This is a genomic window from Haloarchaeobius lipolyticus, from assembly GCF_051208015.1.
Lineage (GTDB): Archaea > Halobacteriota > Halobacteria > Halobacteriales > Natrialbaceae > Haloarchaeobius.
Genome location: NZ_JBPKGF010000002.1, coordinates 454,278 through 473,951 on the forward strand (window position 1 = coordinate 454,278; position 19,674 = coordinate 473,951).

The following is a 19,674-nucleotide window of genomic DNA, read 5'->3' on the forward strand; positions in this document are numbered from 1 at the left end:
AGGCGTGAACCTGCGGTGAAGCCCGGGAGTTATAGCGGTTCCCCGAACGCGTAGACGGTGTTGTGGCCCGTGACTTCGACGTCGACGAAGTCGCCGGGTTCGATGCCACGCTCCTCGGCGTTCTGGACGATTATCTGCCGGTAGGCCGAGTCGCGGCACTTGACGGAGTTCGCGGTTCCTTCCTGAACGACGAGAACGTCCTCTTTCGTCTCGCCGACCATCGCCTCGTAGGCCTCGCCGACTATCTCCATCTTCAGCTCGGACATCTCCTTCGACCGTTCCTTCTTCAGGGTGCCGCCGAGGCCCTTCATCTCGGCCGCGTCGGTTCCGGGCCGCTTGGAGAAGCGGGTGACGTTGATCTTCTCGGGTCGCGTCTCGCGCATGAGCGCGAGGCTCTGCTGGTGATCCTCGTCGGTCTCGGTCGGGAAGCCGACGATGAAGTCGGTCGAGAGGGTCCAGTAGTCGAGCGCCTCGTCGAACGTCTCGACGACCTCGAGGTACTCGGAGACCTGATGCTGGCGACGCATGTCCCCCAGCACGTCGTTGCTGCCGGACTGGACCGGCGCGTGGAGGAAGTCGTACAGTTCGTCGTGTTCGGCGAAGACGGCCGCGAGTTCGTCGCGGATGCCGTGAACGCCCTTCGGATTCGCCATCCCGACCCGCACCCGGAAGTCGCCGTCTATCTCGGTACAGATGCGGTCGAGCAGCGTGTGGAGCTTCCGTTCGCCCTGCTCCCAGCCGTAGACGCCGGTGTCCTGGCCGGTGATGCGTATCTCCTTCGCGCCCGCGTGGACGAGGGCGCGGGCCTTCTCGACGTTCTCCTCGACCGGTGGACTGTCTATCTTCCCGGTCGCCTTCTTCGTGATGCAGTACGAGCAGTCGCTCATGCAGCCCCGGGCGATGGGAAGGATGCCCACGATACCGTCGAGGACGGGTTCGACGCCCGGTCCGGGCGTGGGACATTCGCCGTTCGTGACCGCCTGCGGCACGTCGTCCCAGTGGAGAATCTGTGCGTCGATGTCCTCTTCGACGAACTCCTCGCCCTGTGCGAGCGCCATGCAACCGGTGACGATGAGGTCGGCCGTCTCGGCTTCGAGTTCCTTGGCCCGGCGGAGCATGTTGCGCTCCGTCTTCTCGACCACGGTGCAGGAGTTCATGATGGCGACGTCCGCCTCGTCCGGCCCGTCCACGCGGTAGTGACCGGCGTCGCGGAGCGCGGACTCGATCTGTCGGCTCTCCCCGCGGTTTGAGGTACAGCCGTACGTTTCGATGTGGTACCGGGCCATGCTATGGGCCTGTACCGGGTCGGCGGGCAAAAGGGCCACGAAACCGAGTCGGACTGATTCATCACTCGATGGGTGCGTCACGGCCGACCCGATTCGGCCCTGTAACGTTCCAGTAATTTTCCTGTCTGTTTGGACTACTGCTGGCGGAGTGGAACCGTCGATTCTCGACCCGAAACCGCCTCCTATCGCAGTTTCTTCGGAATGGCCGAACGGGACCAGCGAATATCAGACAAGCCGAGACAATTATAGTACCGGAACCGAAAGAGTCTGCCGAATGCTCACGAGATTGAAGACTGCGTTCGTCTTCGCCGTCGTCCTCATGCTCATCGGGAGCACGGTGGGACCGGTGGCGACTGCGGGGGCGACTGGTGGTTCCGGTGGGGTGGACGTCCAGCAGGACGATTCCATCGAGGCCGCCGACGAGATATACGTGAAGGACAACGGCGACGCGATACTGGTGTACGAGTCCACCGGCGCTTCGCAGACCACGAGCGCGAACTACGGCCTCGACGTGTCGGAAGGCCTCCTCCACGTGTTCGTGCAGGACAACTCCTCACCAGGTACGGATGTCACCGGCAACGCGTCGTTCGTCATGGGACCGGAGTCGCTCTCCGGCGACGGCCAGTTCCAGATGCCGACGCCCGACTCGGTGACGGACCTCACGGCCGACGCGACGCTGAAACAGACCCGGAAGGACGCCTCTGCGTCCGCGTCCATCGACGCGACGTTCGACACCCGGTCGAGCGGGTACGGACAGACCGCCGCGATGTACTCCTCGGTTACGACGCAGGGCTCGCTCTCCGCCTCCGCGTCGACCTTCACGACCGACGGGACCGTCGAAGTCGAATTCGAAGAGCGACCGCCGTCACTCGCGAAGCAGCACCACGAGTTCACGCTCGAGGAGACCGACGCCGGCTACTCGTTCTCCGCCGCACAGGACTACGAGGTCAGCCAGTACGTCCGGCAGAACTACGAGACCCGTGACGCCGCGAAGCGGACGCTCGACGCGCAGTTCGGCTCCATCGCCCGCCAGCTCCAGGGCGACGCGACCGTCACCATCGACTCGTACAGCTTCGACGCCGCGTCCGGCCGACTGGATATCGCCTACTCGGTCCAGTTCACCGGCGTCGACGAGGCGCTCTCCCAGCAACTCGCACAGTCGCTGGTCAGCTCGCCGCAGGTGTCCCTCTCGGCGGACGAAGCGGACGAGATCGCCCGACGAATCCAGAAGCTCGAGGTGACGAAGGTCTCCGGGACCGTCGACGTCACCGACACGAGCGCGAAGGCGTCGTGGGACGTCCGATTCGACGAGTACGACGAGGTCGCGAACGCGATGCTCGACGTTGCAGCGGCGACCGAGATGCAGGATCCGCAGGCTATCGAGGACGCCCGGAAGGGACTCGAGGCACAGCAGGCCGCCGACCTGACCCAGACGGTGACGTGGGACGGCTCGCTCACGTCGCCGAGCGAGACGTCGGCCCGTATCCAGTTCGACGCGAACTACGAGACGAAGAACTGGGGTGCGTTCGTCTCCGAGCTCGAGTCCCGCGGCGTGAAGAACGTCGGCGAGACGACCGCCGAGTTCCACGCCCGGACCGAAGACGGCGAACTGAAGACCGAGTTCTCCGCCGAGGTCTCCCAGAAGGACCTCGTCGAGCAGGGCGTCGACGGCGTCCTGGACACGGTCCAGGGTCGCTCGACCGACTCTCAGGCGGCCAAGGCTCTGCGCGCGTTCCAACGCTCGGAGTTCGAGCGGGCGCGGATGGACGTCTCCGTCGAGGAGAACAGCGTCACCTTCGAGGCAGGGGCCTCGTTCGACAACATCTCCGCGTTCGAGACCGTCATGCAGGACGAGTTCGGCGACATGAACGCCGTCAGCGCCTACGGCGAGATGGAAGACGGCTCGGGTAAGACCTACGTCCGCCTGAAGGGCGCGACCGGTGAGAACCCGACCGAATCGGAGGTCCGCGCGCTCGCGGGCGTCGACGCGGAGACGACGATACACATGCCCGGCGACTGGGACCCCGAGAAGCAGTCCTTCCCCGAGATGGACACCGAGTACGTCAAGAACTATCTCGAGGTCGACGACTCGAGCGGCGGACTGCTCGGCGGGATGCCCGGCTTCGGCGTCGGCGCCGCCCTGCTCGGCCTCCTCGGCACGAGTCTCGTCGCGATGCGGCTTCGCGACTGAGCGACCGATTTCGACCCGTTCATTTTCGACCCCGGAATCGTGTCTGAAAATCGAGATAGTACAGCGTCCAGATGAGACTAACCAGGGACTGAATCGTTCACAGGTGGCTCCTGTCGTTCTATTTCGTGCCGCACCGTTCCCGCGTCTGGAGAGTCCTAACAAGTGTCAGATTACCCGAGAGTGTTAATCTCTCACACGGCTAATGGACCCCGTGATGCCGATACAGATACAGACTGCGACCGTCCTCGCCGTCGTCGCCATGCTCGTCCTGAGCGCAGGCGTGACGGGCGCGGCGGTCGGGGGGACGCTCGCGGACGTCGACGACACGCCCGCGACGGCAGCCGATGAGATCTTCGTCTACGAGAACGGTGACGCAGTTCTCGTCTACCGGACGGCCGACCCGTCAGCGTCGCAGACCACGACGGGGACGTTCGGACTCGACGTGACGAAGGGACTGGTCCACGTCTTCGTGACCGACCAGGTGGAGACGGGGGTGACCGGGGACGCGACGCTCCTGGTGAAGCCCGCCGAGATCTCCGGTGACGGGACGTTCTCGATGACGGTGCCCGAGAAGATGGAGACGATCAACGTCGACCTTTCGCTCGTCACCTCGAAGACCGAGGCCAGTGGGTCCCTGACCCTCGACGCCACGTTCGCGAACGACGTCGATAGCGAGACGGCAGACACCAGCGACCTGACGAAGTCCCTCACCACCGAGGGCATCGTGACGGTCGGCCCGTCGTTCAAGAGTAGCGGCCATGCCACCGTCGAGAAGTCGACGGCGCCAGCCGACGCGACGCTCACCTACGCCGCTATCACGCTGACTGAGACCGAGTCTGGCTTCGACATGACCGGGACGCACAGCTACACGCTGAGCGAGCTATCAGCCGACGACTGGGAGACCGAAGCGGCCGCTCAGCAGTCCCTCGAAGAGATGTTCGGGGCGATAGCCAGCGAGCTCGACGGGACCGCCACGGTGACCATCGACTCCTACGAGTTCGACCCCGAGACGAGGGCGCTCGACGTCTCCTACACCGTCGCGTTCTCCGACGTGAAGCCCGCCCTCGCGAAGAACATCGCATCGATGATCGCCGCCGACCGCGGGCTCGAACTCACCGAAGAGCAGCTCGACGAGGTCGCCGCACACCTCGAGGCTGTCGAAGTGAAGACCCTGTCGTTCACCTACGACTCGCTCGGTGCAGAGACCATCACCTCGTGGGACGTAGAGCTCGACGAGTTCCACCACGTCATGGAGGCTGACCTCGCGTTGCACACGTTCGCGGGAACTGCCGACGAAGAGACGCTCACGTTAGCCAGACAGAAGCTCGACGCGATGATCGCCTCCGAGGTCTCGTTCACGCTCACGTGGGGTGCGCTCGCCAGCGGCATGGACACCGAGACGTCCACGATACAGCTCCAGTCGAGCTACGAAACCGAGAACTGGGAGCGGTACACCTCCGAACTCGAATCGCGGGGCATCGAGACGCCCGAATCGACGGTCAACGTGAAGGCGACGACCGACGACGATGGCATCATCTCGATGACCTTCACCGTGACGATGAAGCAGTCCGACCTGGTGAACACGCTCGTCAAGGGCGTCGTCCTGGGCGGCCAGCACACCGCGGACGAGGAGACCGCGGCGATGCTCGACGCCTTCGAACAGGCTGAGCTGGAGCGTGCCAAGATTGACGTCTCCATCGTCGACGGGACGATAACCTTCGAAGCGGCGGCGTCCTTCGAGGACCTCTCCGCGTTCGACGACCTGCTCTCCGAGAAGTTCGGTGGGCTCACGGTCGACGGCATCTCGTCCGAGATGTCCGAGGGAGCGGGCGTCTCCTACGTCCGGGTGACGGGTGCGACCGTCGAGAATCCAACCATCGAAGACGTCCGGGCACTCAGTGACGTCGACGAGAACACCGTCATCCACATGCCCGGCAGCTGGGACGCCGAATCGACCACCTTCCCCGAGATGGACGAGGAGAAGGTGAACGCGTTCCTCGACGAGGAGGCGGAGAGCGACGCCGAATCCGAGCCCATGCCGGTGAACCTTCCCGGCGGTGATGCGGTCTTCGCTGGCCTCGCAGCCGCCATGCTGGTCGGGGTCGGTATCGTCGCACGGAAGCGCCACCTCTGACCAGAACGGAGCGGGTCCGACCGCTCACCAGCCGTCATCTTTTGTCGGTCGCCGACGCTAGAGCACCGCGACCACGTCGTCGTCTGACCTGCGAACACGACGCCCCCAACGCCGCGAACACGACGCCCCCTGTGCACAGAACAGGCCTCGGAGGTTACGCCTCGTTGTCCACGTAGTCCTCGACGATGGCGACGCCACTCGACGCGCCGATACGGACAGCGCCCGCATCGAACATCGCCTTCGCGTCGGCCCACGAGCTGACGCCACCGCTGGCCTTGACGGGCAGGTACTCGCTCATCAGTTCGACGTCCGAGACGACAGCCCCGCCGTCGGCGAAGCCCGTCGAGGTCTTGACCATCTCCGCGTCGGCCTCCTTCGCAGCCTCGCACGCGGCGTGTTTCTCCTCGTCGGTGAGCAGGGCCGTCTCGATGATGACCTTCACAGGGATGGGCACCGCGGCGACGAGTTCGGCGAGTTCGTCACGGACGGCCTCGGTCTCGCCGGCCTTCAGTCGACCGACGTTGATGACGACGTCCAGCTCGTCCGCGCCGTCGTTCCAGGCCTCGACACCCTCGCGACGCTTTATCTCCGGGGTGTGCTGGCCGTGTGGGAAGCCGACGACCGTCGCGAGCGTCACGTCCGGTGCGTACTCGGCGGCTTCTTCGACGTAGCACGGCGGGATGCAGGCGTTCATACCGTACTCCGCGGCGTCGTCGAGGACAGACGTCACGTCGTCGAGGGTCGTCTCCGGGCCGAGGACCGTGTGGTCGATGCTGGCTGCGAGGTCTTCTCGGTTCATGGCCCGGCATTGTGGGGGGACGGTAAAAACCGCCGTGTTCTGTTCCGGACCACGAGACGGCTACCCGCCGAACACGACAGCTTCCCCGACGTATCAGCTCACGCCGGGTCCTTTTTCTCCTCTCCGGCGAGAGGTACGGCTATGAACAGATCCGACGTCCACCCCGACGTGGTGGCGACGGCCGAGGCCATCGCGACCATGGATATCCGCGGGGCAGCGACCATCGCCGACGCCGCGGCCGGGGCGCTGGCGACACAGGCCCGAGAGAGCGACGCCGACTCCGCGGACGAGCTGCGGTCGGAGTTACAGAAGGCCGCCCGGGTCCTCTACGAGACCCGACCGACCGCGGTCAGCCTCCCGAACGCCCTCCGGTTCGTGATGGCCGACGTCTCCGGTGACGACGTCGACACCCTCCGCGAGTCGACCGTCGCCAGCGCAGAGTCCTTCCAGCGCGACCTCGACCAGGCGCAGGAACGGCTCGGCGAGGTCGGTGCGAACCGCCTTCGAGACGGCGACACCGTCATGACCCACTGTCACTCGACGGACGCACTCTCCTGTGTCAGGGCGGCGCTTGACCAGGGCAAACACATCGAGGCCATCGTCAAGGAGACCCGGCCCCGAAACCAGGGACACATCACGGCCGAACAGCTCCGCGAATGGGACGTCCCCGTGACACTCATCGTCGACAGTGCGGCCCGGCGTTACCTGAACGACGTCGACCACGTGCTCGTGGGTGCGGACTCCATCGCAGCCGACGGTAGCGTCATCAACAAGATCGGTACCGCAGGGCTGGCGGTCGATGCCAGAGACCGTGGGACGCCGGTCATGGTCGCCGCCCAGACCATCAAGCTCCATCCGGACACGTTGACCGGCCACACCGTCGAGATAGAGATGCGCGACGAGAGCGAGGTCATCTCCGCCGACGAGCGCGAGGCCATCCAGGGCGACCCGGCTGGCTTCACCGTCGAGAACCCCGCGTTCGACGTCACCCCGGCACGGTACATCGACGCCATCGTCACCGAACGCGGCCAGTTCCCGGCGGAATCGGTCGTCGTGTTGATGCGCGAACTGTTCGGGAGCGAGACCTCTCGCCCCTGGGAATCGTAGCGCGCGTCGCTCTCCGAGCAGACGACGTCCCGGCTACCGGAAGCTTCTTTCTACTGCCCATCACGATATGCGACCATGGTGCTGCTCGCAGGTGCCGGATTCACTCCGTTCGGTGCCGAACTCCCCTCACTCGTCTATCTGGTTCCACTACTGCTCTCGCTCCTCGGGGTGGCAGCGTTACTCTGGGCGATACACCCGCCAGTCACCGACTGGACGCCGGTCGCGTTCGGCCCGTGGATGATGACCGGTGCAGTCCTCCACGTCCTCTACCAGCAGGGCGCCTTCCCGGAAGCGATAGCGCCGCTGTTCGGGACCATCACGGTGTACATGACGACGGCGACGTTCGCCGGACTGGTCTGGATCGTCATGACCTTCGTCGCGGCTGTTCAGCAGAACTTCAACGCCGACCGAGGTGTGGGTACCGTCGGAACCGGGTTCGCGGTGATGTTCGTCATCTTCGCAGTCCTCCTCTCCATCGACGCTGGTGACTTCACCCCGTTCTGGTCGGTCATCGGGACGGTCATCGCCGGCATCGTCGCCGCACTCGCCTGGCTCGCCCTCAGTCTTCGCTACACGGAGGTCGCCGCCCACGTCGGCAAGACCGGCGCGTTCGTCGTCTTCGCCCACACGCTGGACGGCATCACGACTGCGATCGGCTACGACATCCTCGGCGCGGGCGAACGCGTCGCACTGTCCAAGTACGTCCTGGACCTCGGTGCACGGCTCCCGACCGAACCGTACATCGGCGCCGGCTGGCTGTTCGTCCTCCTCAAGGTCGGCCTCGCGGTCGTCATCGTCATCGCGTTCAAGGAGTACGTCGACGAGCATCCGCGGCAGGCCCGTCTGTTGCTCACGCTCGTCGCCGCCGTCGGCTTCGGCCCCGGCGTCCACAACCTCGTCCTCTTCGCAGTCTCCGGGACGCCCCAGCCCGATGCGATCTCCTTCGGCGTGACCGCCCTCGCGGGGGTGCTCTGAACGGTGCGGGTCCTCACCGCCGGCCACGTCAACTGGGACGTGACGCTGCGGGTCGACCGCCTGCCGGAACCCGACGGTGAATCACGCATCCACTCCCAGCGCTCTTCGGGTGGCGGTAGTGCGGCCAACGTCGCCGTCGCCATCGCCAGGCTCGGCGTCGATTCGGGGCTGCTCGGGAGCGTCGGCGACGACCAGAACGGGCTGCTCACCCGCCGTGAACTCGAAGCGTCGGACGTGGACACGACGGGCCTCGAGGTCGTCTCGAACGCCGAGACGACGGTCAAGTACCTGCTCGTCGACGAAGCGGGGGAGGTCGCGGTCCTCGGGAACGACGGCGCGAACGAGGCCGTCACCCCGACGGACGTCGACCCCGAGTACGTCCGGTCGGCAGACCACGTCCACCTGACGAGTCAGCGGCCGGAGACCGCGGCCCGTATCGCGGAGATAGCCGCAGAAGCGGGTATCAGGGTCAGTTTCGACCCCGGCCGCCGGCTCGCGGACCGGGACTTCTCCGCGGCACTCGCCGCCGCTGATATCGTCTTCCTCAACGACAGGGAGGCCCGGTCGGTACTCGAGGACGAGTACGAATCTTCGACTTTCGCCGACCGCGTCCTCGTCATCAAACGCGGGAGCAACGGAGCGGTCGTCCACACACCCAGCGCCACCTACGAACACCCCGGTTTCGGGGTCGACCCGGTCGACACCACCGGTGCGGGCGACGCCTTCGCCGCAGGGTTCGTCTCCGCCGTCCTCGATTCGGAGGATTTCGAACGAGCACTCGAACGTGGGAACGCCTGCGGTGCAATCACCGCCGCCGAAGAGGGTGCGCGCGCGGCGCCGACGATGGCCGAGCTCCAGTCGTTCCTCGACTCGCAGTTCTAGGCGAATCGCCGTTCTCTCGTACAAATCGTCCCGCATCCAAACGTTTACCCACCAGCGAATCGCGTGTCGAGGTATGACGGCACCGGCGGACCTCGTGTTGACCAACGCACGGGTCCACACGCTTACCGAGCCGGACGAGAGTCACGAGGCGGTCGCGATTCGCGACGGCGACATCGTCCGCGTCGACTGCGAGTACGAGGTCGAGTTCCTCGTCGGCGTCGAGACAACTGTCATCGACTGCGAGGACCGCGTCGTGCTTCCGGGCTTCGTGGACGCACACACCCACATGCAACAGCTCGGCCAGTACCAGCTTCACGCCGACCTGAGCGGGGCCACCTCGCCGGACCACGCGGTCGACATCCTCGCGGACGACGGCCACCCCGACCGGGAGTGGCTCCTCGGCTTCGGCTGGGACGAATCCGGCTGGGACGACGACCGCTACCTGACCCGCGAAGACCTCGACGAGGTCAGCGAGGACCGCCCCGTAGCGGCCATCCGGGTCGACATGCACACGGCCGCGCTCAACTCCGCGGCGCTCGACCTCCTCCGGGACGAGCTCGCCGCCCACGACGAGGACGTACAGACCGAAGGCGGCGAACCGACCGGCGTCGTGGTCGAAGACGCGCTCGACCCCATCTGGACCGCCACGGAGCCGGACCCCGCCGAGACGCGCGAACTCCTCGACGCAGCACAGCAGTACGCGGTCGAACGCGGCGTCACGGGCGTCCACGACATGGTCCGGCAGAGTCACGCCCCGCGAGTGTACCGCGACATGGAGCTCGACGGCGACCTCGACATCCGCGTGCGCATCAACTACTGGAGCGACCACCTCGACGCGGTCAGCGAGGCCGGCCTCCGGACGAACCACGGCAGCGACAGGGTCGAGATGGGCGCCATCAAGACGTTCACCGACGGGAGCTTCGGCGGTCGGACCGCGAAGCTCTCCGAGCCGTACGTCGACGCCGAGTCGGCAGGCGACGCAGACACAGGCGAAGACGAGCCGGGAGACGGAACCGGTACCTGGGTCGTCGACCCCGACGAACTCCACGCGCTCTCGCAGGAGGTCGACGACCTCGGCCTCCAGCTCACCGTCCACGCCATCGGTGACGAGGCCATCGGCGCCACACTCGACGCCTTCGAGGCGACCGAGAACCCGGGCGCGGCCCGCCACCGCGTCGAGCACGTCGAGCTCGTCACCGACGAGCACATCGAGCGCTTCGCCGAGACGGGCATCGTCGCCTCCTGCCAGCCGAACTTCCTGCAGTGGGCGCAGGAGGACGGACTGTACGACCGACGCCTCGGGCGCGAGCGCCGCACGCAGACGAACCGGTTCCGCGACCTGCTGGATGCTGGGGTGAACCTCGCGTTCTCCAGCGACGTGATGCCGATGGACCCCCTCCTCGGCGTCCACCACGCGGTGAACGCTCCCGCCGAGAGCCAGCGTCTGACCGTCACCGAGGCACTCCGCGCGTACACGCTCGGGGGCGCGTACGCCGGCTTCGACGAGGACCGCCTCGGAACGCTCGAGGAGGGCAAGCAGGCGGATATCGTCGTACTCGACGAATCGCCGTGGGAGCACGAGGATTCGATTCGTGACGTCGACGTGGCGATGACGGTCGTCGGCGGGGACGTGGTCTTCGACGGTCGGTAGTCGGTCGGACGTTCTTCTCCAGTGAACAGAGGAACAGTGACGAACAGAGTCGAGTATCGAATCATTTCCTCTGTGCTGAGTAGATTCCGGAGTGACAGCGTCGAACGCTGCAGTATTACCGGATAGTATTCCGCCAGACTACAGTATTGGAGAGAAAATTTCTTCAACTAGCCCTTCGGAGAGGCAGATAACCACGGGTAGACCATCGTGCCAACCATGGAAACGGCGGACTTCGAGACGGAGCTGAGCCTGTTCAAGTACGATACGCTGGAACAGCTCCCCGCGGAGTACCGCGACTTGACGGAAGACGAACGGACGGAGCGAATCGAGGCCGCGAAGGCCGCCCTCGGCGACGACCTCGTCGTCCTTGGTCACAACTACCAGCGCCGGGAGATAATCGAGCACGCGGACTTCATCGGCGACTCCTACCAGCTGAGCGTCGAGGCGGCGAACGCCGACGCGCGATTCGTCGTCTTCGGCGGCGTGACGTTCATGGCCGAGTCGGCGGACATCATCACCGACGACGACCAGACCGTCATCCTCCCGTCGATGGAGGCCTCCTGTCCGATGGCGGGGATGGCCGAGGCGCTGCAGGTCGACGCGGCGTGGGCGGAGATCACGGCCGCCGCACCCGACGCCGACATCATCCCGATAACCTACATGAACAGCTACGCCGACCTGAAGGCGTTCTGCGCCCAGCAGGGCGGGCTGGTCTGCACCTCCTCGAACGCGCACCGGGCCTTCGAGTGGGCGTTCGAGCGCGGCGACAAGGTGCTGTTCCTCCCCGACAAGCACCTCGGCGAGAACACGGCGTACGAACTGGGGATGGAGGACCGAATCGCGAAGTGGGACCCGTGGGACCCCGAGGGCAAGGACGCCGAGGAGGTCGCTGCGGCGGACATCATCCTCTGGGACGGCTACTGCCAGGTCCACGAGCGCTTCACCGTCGAGCACGTCGACCAGGTTCGCGCCGAGCATCCCGACGCGAAGGTCATCGTCCACCCCGAGTGCCGCCGCGAGGTCGTCGAGGCCGCCGACGTGTCCGGGAGCACGGCGACCATCACCCAGACCATCGCGGACGCAGAGCCGGGCGAGACGTGGGCCATCGGCACCGAGATACACCTCACGAGACACCTCCGGCGCTGGCATCCCGAGGTCGAGGTGCTCCCTCTCTGTGGCGACGCCTGCATGGACTGCAACGCGATGCGTCAGATCGACCCGAACTACCTGACGTGGGTGCTCGAGGAACTCGTCGCCGGGCGCGAGCGCAACGTCATCGAGGTCGCTCCGGAGGAGAAGGAACTGGCGAAGGTCGCCCTGGAGCGGATGCTGGAGGTGTAGCGAGATGTCACGTAACTCGACCGCGAGCGACGACGAGGCGAAAGCAGCGAGAGAGACCGACGTCCTCGTCGTCGGCTCCGGCATCGCCGGCTGTGCGGCCGCTCTCGGTGCGGCCCGCGAGGGTTCGAACGTCCTGCTCGTGACGAAAGCCTGCCGCCCCGAGGACGCGACCTCCGACTGGGCGCAGGGCGGTATTTCGACGACCGGAACCGACCCGGAACAGTTCAAACGAGACATCGTCGCGGCCAGTTCGAACACCGCAGACGAAGCAGCAGTGGACGTGCTCGTGGAGGATGCCGACGAGGCGGTTCGAGACGTGCTCGTCGACACCCTCGGCGTCGAGTTCGACTGCGACGCTGACTCGGGGGAGTTCGACTACACCCGCGAGGCCGCCCACGCCGAGCCCCGTATCCTCCACGTCGACGCGGCCACCGGCCAGCACGTGCTTCGGCCCTTCCTGCGCTCCCTCGACGACCACCCGAACGTGAGGATTCTCGAAGATACTGCCGCACTCGAACTCGTCACGCACGAGGGCCGGGTCCACGGCGCACTCCTCGACACCGAGCCGACCGGCGAACCCGTCTTCGCCGGCGCGACCGTCCTCGCCACCGGCGGCATCGGCGACCTGTTCGGACGGAGTACGAACCCCCGCGGCTCGACCGGCGACGGTATCGCGATGGCCGCGCTGGCGGGCGCGGACGTCGCGGACATGGAGTTCGTCCAGTTCCACCCGACCGCCTTCGCCGGCGGCGATTCGGACCCGACGGAGGAACCGTTCCTCCTCTCCGAGGCCGTCCGGGGCGAAGGTGGCCATCTCCGGAACGGCGACGGCGACCGGTTCATGCCCGACTACCACCCGGACGCGGAACTCGCCCCGCGCGACGTGGTCGCCCGCGCCGTCGCGGACGAGCGCGATGCGACCGGCGAGGTCACGCTCGACGTCTCGCCCCTCGACGAACCGTTCGACGAGGCGTTCCCGACGCTCGCCGCGAAGTGCGACGACCGCGCCGTCGACTGGACGTCGGGAATTCCGGTCGCGCCGTGCGAGCACTTCCTCTGCGGCGGCATCGACGTCGACCACGAGGGCCGGACCTCGCTCGACCGGCTCTACGCCGTCGGCGAGTGCGCCCGGACCGGCGTCCACGGCGCGAACCGGCTCGCCAGCACGAGCCTGCTCGAAGGGCTGGTGTGGGGGCTTCGCGCCGGCGAGGATGCCGCCACTTCCGGCCACGCTCCCGAACCGTACGAGCCACCGGAACTGCTCGACAGCGACCCCGCGTTGCCCCCCAGATTCGCCGCCGAGAAGTTCCACCGACTGCGCCGCGTGATGGACGAATCGCTCGGTCTCCGGCGAGAGCGCGGCGAGGTCGCCCGCGCACAGGCCGTCGTCCGGCGGCTCAAGGGCGAGGTCGACGCCTACACCCGGACCCGCACGTCTCGGGAGCTGTACGAACTCAGGAACGCCTGCGTCACGGCGCTGCTCGTCGCCCGGGCGGCCGGCGAGAACGACGAGAGCGTCGGCTGTCACTTCCTCGTGGACGATAGGGGAGACGCCGAGGCGGCCCCCGCCGACGCCCCCGCCCCTCGCTCGCCATGATTCACGACTCCCAGCTCGAACACTGGTTCCGCGAGGACGTCGGCCACCACGACGTGACGAACCAGGTGCCGGGCGAGACGACGGGCCGGCTGGTCGCGAAGGAGTCCGGCGTGGCAGCCGGGCTCGACGCCGCGGCTCGCGTCTTCGACTACGTCGGGGTCGAGGTGACCGAGGCGGTCGACGCCGGGAGCCGGATCGACGCGGGCGACGTAGTCCTGCGGGTTACCGGCCCCGCCCGCGACATCCTTCGCGCGGAACGTATCGCCGTCAACGTCGTGGGTCACGCGTCCGGCATCGCCACTCACACTCGTGCGGCGGTCGACGCCGCCCGCGAGGTCAGCGACGACGTGCGAATCGCCGCCACCCGGAAGACGACACCTGGGCTCCGCGGCATCGAGAAACGGGCCGTCGTCGCCGGCGGCGGCGACACCCACCGACTCGACCTGTCGCACATGGTCATGGTGAAGGACAACCACGTCGCCGAGATGGGGCTCGAGAGAGCAGTCGCGCACTTCCGCGAGCGCGTCTCGTTCGCGACGAAGATAGAAGTCGAGGTGGAAGCGGCGGTTGATGCCCCACTGGCGGCCGAGGCTGGCGCGGACGTCGTCCTGCTCGACAACATGACCCCGGAGGAGACCGCCGAGGCGGTGGACCTGCTACCCGACGGCGTGCTGGCCGAGGCGTCGGGCGGCATCACGCTGGAGACCGTTCCCGCCTATGCCGCGACTGGCGTCGACGTCGTCTCGATGGGCAGTCTGACGCACTCTGCGGCCAGCCTGGACTACTCGTTCCGGACCGGGGAGTGAGCGTTCGGGCCCGACTGAAACGAGTTTCAGCGAACCTCTTTGTTACCCGCGCGAGACGCGTTCACCGTGTCCCGCTCGCTGCCCGCCTCCCCCGTCCTCAAATACTACGTCTACATGGCGACGGCCTCGGTCGGCCTCGCGACCCCAGTCTGGGTCCTGTTCCTCCGCGACGCTGGTCTCTCGTTCACGGAGATCATGGTCCTCGACGCCATCTGGTGGGTCGGCATCACGCTCGGAGAGGTTCCGACAGGCTACGTCGCCGACCGAGTCGGCTGGAAGCGCAGCCTCGTCGTGGGCAATCTGCTCCGGGCAGTCTCGGTCGTCGCGATGGGTGCCGCGGGGACGTTCTGGGCACTCGCGGGTATCTACCTGCTCTGGGCGCTCGGGTCGACGCTACAATCCGGCAGTACGGACGCCTGGCTGTACGAGACGCTGACTCAGCGGGACGACGGCGACGCCTTCACGGGCGTCCGGGGACGCGGACAGTCGGTGACCCTCGTCGTCGGGGCGGCCGGGATGGTCGCCGGGGGCTACCTCGGCGCGGAGAACCTCCGCTGGCCGTTCTACGCGACGGGCGTCATCTGGGCCATCGGCGTCCTCGTGCTCGTGACGTTCCCTCGGGTCGACATCGACGCTGACGACCGTCTCTCGCCGTCGCGAGCGCTATCTGTCCTCCGTGAGCGACTCCTTTCGGCCGACCTCCGGGCCTTCGTCCTCTGGGTCGCGTTCGTGCTGGCCATCGCGAGCGCCACTGCGAGACTGACACAGCCCGTCGCGGTCGACCTCGGCGTCCCCGAGGCGTGGCTCGGCTGGCTGTACGGCGGGTTCACCCTGCTGGCCGCTGGGCTCAGCTACCGGGCGGAGTGGCTCGGGGACCGATTCGGTATCGTCGTCTGGGTGACGCTCGCACCCGCCGTGCTCGGCCTCGCACTCGCCCTGGTGCTGGTCGCGCCGATGGCTGCACTTCCCGCGTTCGTGCTCGTACGGGCCGTCAACGCGCCGACCGATACCCTCGCGAACCAGTTCGTGAACGACCGTGTCGAGACGGCGGGCCGGGCGACCGTCCTCTCCGGCGTCTCGATGGTGAACGCGGTCGTCGCCATCCCGTTCGGAGTCGTCATCGGCAGGGTCGCAGACGTGTCGCCGTACCTGGCACTGGGCGGGGCGGGAGTCGTGGTGACCGTCCTCGCCGCCAGTGTCGCCACGGCGGTGTCACTGGGACCGGAGTCCAGACGAACGGGAGAGAACGTGGACTGACCGGTCAGCCGTCAAGCAACAGACTCTCGCCGGTCATCACGACCGGCTTCTCGATTCCCACGAGCGACAGGAGCGTCGGCGCGATGTCGCAGAGTGACCCGCCCGCTCTGATGCGCTTCCCGCCGGAATCGCCCTCCGGCGTGAGGTAGATGAAGGGAACGTCGTTGTACGTGTGGGCCGTGTGCGGGTCGTCCGGCGTCCCCATGTCATCCGCGTTTCCGTGGTCGGCCGTGACGAGCAGGTGGCCGCCGGCGGCACGGACCGCGTTCTCCAGCCGGCCGAGCTGGGTGTCGACGGTCTCGACGGCCTCGACTGCCGCCCGGTAGTCACCCGTGTGGCCGACCATGTCTGGGTTAGCGTAGTTCAGGACCAGCACGTCCGGGTCCTCCTTCTCGATGTACCGGATAGCGGTGTCGGTCACGCTCACCGCGCTCATCTCGGGCTTCTCGTCGTAGGTCGGGACGTCCGGGCTCTCGATTATCTCGCGGTGTTCGCCCTCGAACTCGACCTCGCGGCCGCCGTTGAGGAAGTAGGTGACGTGCGGATACTTCTCGGACTCGGCCATCCGCAGCTGGGTCTTGCCCGCCCGCGAGATGACCTCACCGAGGGTGTCCTCGGGCTGCTCCGGCGCGAACGCGACCGGCAGGTCGAACGTCGCGTCGTACTCCGTCATCGTGACGAGCAGCGTCTCCGGCGGCTCGGGCCAGTCGTCGAGCTGGTCGATGCTGGCGAGCATCCGCACGAGCTGGCGGGCGCGGTCTGAGCGGAAGTTGAAGAAGACCACCGCATCGCCGTCTTCCAGGCCGGCGTGGTCGTCGACCGTCGTCGCCTCGACGAACTCGTCGGTGTCGCCGCGCGCGTAGCTCTCGGTGACGGCCTCGACCGCCGAGTCGGCGTGGTGAGGGGCCTCGCGTTGGACGATGGCGTCGTAGGCCTGCCGGGTGCGGTCCCAGTTCTGGTCGCGGTCCATCGCGTAGTACCGGCCGCAGACGGTCGCGACGTGCCCGGTCCCGTACTGCTGGACGTGTGCATCGAGGTCGGCGAGGTAGCCCTCGCCCGCCTTCGGTGGCGTGTCGCGGCCGTCCGTGAAGGCGTGGGTGACCGCGGGAACCTCGCGTTCGGCGGCGAGTTCGATGAGTGCGTGCAGGTGCTTCTGCGAGGAGTGGACGCCGCCGTCGCTCACGAGTCCCATCAGGTGGACTCGCCCGTCGTGCTCATCGGCGTAGTCGAACGCCGACAGGAGCGCCTCGTTGTCGAAGAACGAGCCGTCGGCGACGGAGTCCTCGATTCGCGTGTACTCCTGTTTGACAACGCGCCCCGCGCCGATGTTGAGGTGGCCGACCTCGGAGTTGCCCATCTGGCCGTCGGGGAGGCCGACGCGCCGACCGGAGACCTCGAGCCGACCGGTCGCGCCGGTGCGAGAGAGCCGGTCGAAGACGGGTGTGTGCGCCGCTTTCACTGCGTCCCGGTGGTCGCCGGGGTCGTCGTTGATGCCCCAGCCGTCGAGGATGACGAGAGCCGCGTGCATGTCTGGCAAGTCGGGAGAGGGCGCAAAGAAAGGTTCGTTCGGGGCGAGCCGTCACGGTGGTGCGACGGCCCTGCGCCGATGATGGGAGAGCGTTGCGTCAGCTACTCCGCCTCGAACGCTGTGTCGCACGAGCCACAGACAGAAACCGTGCCGGGACGTGTGCGCTGGGCCGCGACGGCGCCGCAGTCGTCACAGATCATGAACAGTCGTTTCTCCGGAGGGACACCCGCTTCGAACGACATCTGTACCCAGGCGTCCTGGTTCTCCGGGTCGAAGATTCGCACCCCGTCGTCGGTGCGCGTCCAGTCGTAGGTCGGCTCGTCCTGCTCCGAACTCGAGGCGGCGGTTTCCCGCATCGGTTCGTGTTTCGTCCTCCTAACGTATAAATTTCTTTAAAAATCTTGTTTCGGAACCGAGTTAACCGTCGGCTTTTTCGGCCCCCGCGCTGAGGGTCGGGATATGACGCTCGACCCGGTGCACTTCGAGGGCATCGCGGAGTTGGCCCAGCGCATCCAGTACGACGTGGGCGAGGACGACCACCGGGACTTCGCCAGAACGGTGTGGGACGAGTTCCTGGACCCGCTGGTCGACGACGGGAGACGGATACTGGCGCCGCTGGACGGGCAGGTCCGCCACTCCGTCGCCATCGAGGACGTGGCACTGGCCGAAGTTCCCTACGAGACGGTCCACGGCCTGGACTCCGGGACCATCAACCCGACCACGTTCACCAACGGACTCGTCCTCGATATCGCCCAGGCGGCCATGTCTGCGACCCCCTCGGACCTCGACCTGCACCGGGCTCGAACCTTCGTCATGACCGTCCACACCAACGACGCCACGGTGAGCGTCGACGAGGCCGAGTGGACGATGGCCGACGAGGGATTCATCCGGTCGCAGATCCGCGAGGCACCGCACGTCAACCGGTTCGTCGAGGGAGTCGTCCACGCGCTGGCGCTCTACCTCGCCGAGTCGAAACACGCACTCACGCAGGCGGAGGTCGTCGACGACCTGCTGGTGCTCGACGGCCCGCTCTACCCGAAGGGGCTGTTCAAGTGGGCCGACCGGCACCCCGAACTGGCGGCGCTGCTCGAGGACGAAGAGCAGGTGAAAGAGGTCGTCGAGAACTACGTCGAACTCGTCGAAACGTTCGTGGCCCGGGACGTGCCGCTGGTCGGCTTCGTCAAGAACCCGGCGACGAAGGCGCTGACGCGGGCCATCCGGAAGAAGGGCGGGCACGCACCCTGGGTCGACGACTCCGCGTTCTTCGCCCGCATCCTCGAACGCGGCGCGTTCGACCACGATACGGAGCGCTGGGAGCGCGACACCTCGGTCCTCACCTGCACGAACTGGTTCGTCTCTCGCGGGGGTGCTGACTTCCCGCTCTCGGCCGACGGTGACGCACTCGGGGTCGAGCGCCGGCTCGACCCGCAGGCCTACGAGGTGACGTTCTGCGCCATCTACGACCCACGCGACGACCTGGTGTACCGGCTGGAGGCACCCTACGCGGTGACGAAGGACCCCGAGACCCGGGAGGAGCTGCGGCTGTTCGCCCTGCAGGAGGTCGCCGCCGAAGGTGGCCCGCCGCGAGCCGTGGCGAAGGCCGACGAGCTGGCTCGCATCAGCCGCGAGGAGAAGCGAGCGCTGGGCGAGACGCTAGAAGAGACGTTCGACGCCCGGCAGACGCGCGATTACGACGATAAACGCTGGAATCAGTGACGGCTGGAGCCAGAAAGTCGAGGTCAGACCGTTTCGGCCTTCTGTACCGATATCTCGACCGTATCGGGGTCGACGCCGATTCGAGCGAACTGTGTCCGGATGTGCTCTTTGGCCGCCTCGATGGTCTGCTCTTTCGTGTCGAACCCGCGGGGCATCGGCGTCTCGAACGCGACGTGGATCTCCTCGCCGTCGACCACCTGGACCGAACCGCCGCTCTCGACCGCGTAGAACTCGTCGCACACCCACACGTACGGCGCTTCCTCGTCCGGTGCGCCCTGGAACTGCGGTGCCTCCTCACCTCGTTCGTAGATGGTCCCGGTCAGGTCGGTCCCCGCAGCACTGCCGCGCACTAGCAACATACCGAGAACTAGGCGGTCTACGTGCATAAGACCGCGGCAGTGAGA

The 19,674-nt window shown here is 66.8% G+C and carries 16 protein-coding genes; 11 read left to right on the forward strand and 5 right to left on the reverse strand.

What is annotated here, in order from left to right:
* Positions 1 to 29: 29 nt before the first annotated feature.
* Positions 30 to 1,286 carry a tRNA (N(6)-L-threonylcarbamoyladenosine(37)-C(2))-methylthiotransferase gene (locus ACSC1Y_RS05345; protein ID WP_435333655.1) on the reverse strand — a complete coding sequence of 419 codons (1,257 nt, stop codon included), beginning with the start codon at positions 1,284 to 1,286 and terminating at the stop codon, positions 30 to 32.
* A 274-nt stretch (positions 1,287 to 1,560) separates the two neighbouring features.
* Here ACSC1Y_RS05345 and ACSC1Y_RS05350 point away from each other — a divergent pair, with 274 nt between their 5' ends.
* Positions 1,561 to 3,477 carry a hypothetical protein gene (locus ACSC1Y_RS05350; RefSeq protein WP_435333656.1) on the forward strand — a complete coding sequence of 639 codons (1,917 nt, stop codon included), beginning with the start codon at positions 1,561 to 1,563 and terminating at the stop codon, positions 3,475 to 3,477.
* Between the two features lie 214 nt (positions 3,478 to 3,691).
* Positions 3,692 to 5,611 carry a hypothetical protein gene (locus ACSC1Y_RS05355; RefSeq protein WP_435333657.1) on the forward strand — a complete coding sequence of 640 codons (1,920 nt, stop codon included), beginning with the start codon at positions 3,692 to 3,694 and terminating at the stop codon, positions 5,609 to 5,611.
* A 154-nt stretch (positions 5,612 to 5,765) separates the two neighbouring features.
* On the opposite strand, the gene deoC is transcribed toward ACSC1Y_RS05355, so the two are convergent.
* Positions 5,766 to 6,410, reverse strand: coding sequence for a deoxyribose-phosphate aldolase (gene deoC, locus ACSC1Y_RS05360; protein WP_435333658.1), 645 nt, complete (start codon positions 6,408 to 6,410; stop codon positions 5,766 to 5,768).
* Positions 6,411 to 6,551: 141 nt separating this feature from the next.
* Here deoC and ACSC1Y_RS05365 point away from each other — a divergent pair, with 141 nt between their 5' ends.
* From ACSC1Y_RS05365 to ACSC1Y_RS05400, 8 genes are all read left to right on the forward strand, one after another.
* On the forward strand, positions 6,552 to 7,517 hold the full coding sequence (locus ACSC1Y_RS05365; RefSeq protein ID WP_435333659.1) for a ribose 1,5-bisphosphate isomerase: 966 nt from the start codon (positions 6,552 to 6,554) through the stop codon (positions 7,515 to 7,517).
* Between the two features lie 75 nt (positions 7,518 to 7,592).
* Positions 7,593 to 8,492, forward strand: coding sequence for a DUF63 family protein (locus tag ACSC1Y_RS05370; protein WP_435333660.1), 900 nt, complete (start codon positions 7,593 to 7,595; stop codon positions 8,490 to 8,492).
* 3 nt (positions 8,493 to 8,495) lie between these two features.
* Positions 8,496 to 9,374 carry an ATP-dependent ribose-1-phosphate kinase gene (locus ACSC1Y_RS05375; RefSeq protein WP_435333661.1) on the forward strand — a complete coding sequence of 293 codons (879 nt, stop codon included), beginning with the start codon at positions 8,496 to 8,498 and terminating at the stop codon, positions 9,372 to 9,374.
* Between the two features lie 73 nt (positions 9,375 to 9,447).
* The gene (locus ACSC1Y_RS05380; protein ID WP_435333662.1) at positions 9,448 to 11,025 is read left to right on the forward strand and encodes an amidohydrolase; all 1,578 of its coding nucleotides are present in this window, start codon (positions 9,448 to 9,450) and stop codon (positions 11,023 to 11,025) included.
* A gap of 207 nt (positions 11,026 to 11,232) precedes the next feature.
* On the forward strand, positions 11,233 to 12,366 hold the full coding sequence (nadA, locus tag ACSC1Y_RS05385) for a quinolinate synthase NadA (protein ID WP_435333663.1): 1,134 nt from the start codon (positions 11,233 to 11,235) through the stop codon (positions 12,364 to 12,366).
* A 4-nt stretch (positions 12,367 to 12,370) separates the two neighbouring features.
* Positions 12,371 to 13,963: an L-aspartate oxidase gene (locus ACSC1Y_RS05390; protein WP_435333664.1), complete on the forward strand. Its 1,593-nt coding sequence runs from the start codon at positions 12,371 to 12,373 to the stop codon at positions 13,961 to 13,963.
* The gene (gene nadC / locus ACSC1Y_RS05395) at positions 13,960 to 14,769 is read left to right on the forward strand and encodes a carboxylating nicotinate-nucleotide diphosphorylase (RefSeq protein ID WP_435333665.1); all 810 of its coding nucleotides are present in this window, start codon (positions 13,960 to 13,962) and stop codon (positions 14,767 to 14,769) included. Before ACSC1Y_RS05390 ends, nadC begins: the two co-directional genes overlap by 4 nt.
* A gap of 66 nt (positions 14,770 to 14,835) precedes the next feature.
* The gene (locus ACSC1Y_RS05400; RefSeq protein ID WP_435333666.1) at positions 14,836 to 16,026 is read left to right on the forward strand and encodes an MFS transporter; all 1,191 of its coding nucleotides are present in this window, start codon (positions 14,836 to 14,838) and stop codon (positions 16,024 to 16,026) included.
* A 4-nt stretch (positions 16,027 to 16,030) separates the two neighbouring features.
* Here the strand turns inward: ACSC1Y_RS05400 and gpmI are convergent, their stop codons facing one another.
* Both gpmI and ACSC1Y_RS05410 read right to left on the reverse strand, forming a co-directional pair.
* A complete protein-coding gene (gene gpmI, locus ACSC1Y_RS05405; RefSeq protein WP_435333667.1) occupies positions 16,031 to 17,554 on the reverse strand; it encodes a 2,3-bisphosphoglycerate-independent phosphoglycerate mutase in 1,524 nt (507 codons plus the stop codon).
* Positions 17,555 to 17,655: 101 nt separating this feature from the next.
* The gene (locus tag ACSC1Y_RS05410; protein ID WP_435333668.1) at positions 17,656 to 17,910 is read right to left on the reverse strand and encodes a hypothetical protein; all 255 of its coding nucleotides are present in this window, start codon (positions 17,908 to 17,910) and stop codon (positions 17,656 to 17,658) included.
* A 103-nt stretch (positions 17,911 to 18,013) separates the two neighbouring features.
* Here ACSC1Y_RS05410 and ACSC1Y_RS05415 point away from each other — a divergent pair, with 103 nt between their 5' ends.
* Positions 18,014 to 19,270 (forward strand): DNA double-strand break repair nuclease NurA, encoded by a 1,257-nt coding sequence (locus ACSC1Y_RS05415; RefSeq protein WP_435333669.1) that lies wholly within the window; start codon positions 18,014 to 18,016, stop codon positions 19,268 to 19,270.
* A 23-nt stretch (positions 19,271 to 19,293) separates the two neighbouring features.
* On the opposite strand, the gene ACSC1Y_RS05420 is transcribed toward ACSC1Y_RS05415, so the two are convergent.
* The gene (locus ACSC1Y_RS05420) at positions 19,294 to 19,629 is read right to left on the reverse strand and encodes a DUF7113 family protein (protein ID WP_435333670.1); all 336 of its coding nucleotides are present in this window, start codon (positions 19,627 to 19,629) and stop codon (positions 19,294 to 19,296) included.
* Positions 19,630 to 19,674: the final 45 nt, after the last annotated feature.